2 protein-coding genes are annotated in these 592 nt (G+C 67.2%); both read right to left on the bottom strand.

The features are described from left to right. Nucleotides 1-197, bottom strand: a 197-nt coding sequence (locus tag R0J92_RS21575) for a hypothetical protein (RefSeq protein WP_411053140.1), incomplete at its 3' end; no start/stop codon positions are given. Between the two features lie 20 nt (nucleotides 198-217). Further along, on the bottom strand, nucleotides 218-592 hold a 375-nt coding region (locus R0J92_RS21570; RefSeq protein ID WP_411053139.1), incomplete at its 5' end, for a hypothetical protein.

Raw genomic sequence — 592 nt, 5'->3', positions numbered from 1 at the left:
GGGTTGCAGTCCCAGCCGTGCTGCGTGTGCAGGTACAAGCACAGGTGGTAGGCGTACTTGGCGTCCATGGTCCGCTCAACGCCGCCGAAGTCGAAGGTGAAATCCTCCACGCCCTCGTCGAACGCCTTGAGCGTGCGGTCCCGGAGCGCCTTGGCCTCCGGCACGGTGATCTTCACGTTGCTGTTGTCGCTGTCCATGGTCTGTCCTTTCGCCGGGGTTAGTCGCGGAACACGTCGAGCACGTCGTCGAGCTTCCCCCACGCCACCCGCACGTCGTCGAGCGACCGCTTGCTGCTGGCCCGCCGGTAGCTCACGCCGTCGAGGTGCAGCCGCAGGGTGCCGATCAGCCGATCATTCGGGGTCATGATCCGCACGTCCATGCTGCCGCCCTCCATCAGCACGACCGACAAAGTGGGCGTGTCACGCTTCACGGGCTGCTCGGGCGGGTCGCTCCGGCGACGCCGCAGGGACCGCCGGGCCGACCGCTCGCTTTTCACGCCGTGCTTCGCCTTCCGGTGTGCGCCGAGCGCCGCCGGTGATCCGTACATGCCGCCGCACTCCGGGCAGGCGTGCATCTTGCTGCTGTTATCTAC

Origin of the sequence: Tritonibacter sp. SIMBA_163, from assembly GCF_046535935.1 — a bacterium.
Taxonomy (GTDB): Bacteria; Pseudomonadota; Alphaproteobacteria; order Rhodobacterales; family Rhodobacteraceae; genus Epibacterium; species Epibacterium scottomollicae.
Note: the sequence above shows the minus strand (reverse complement) of the source record. Positions and strands in the feature narration are given on the sequence as shown.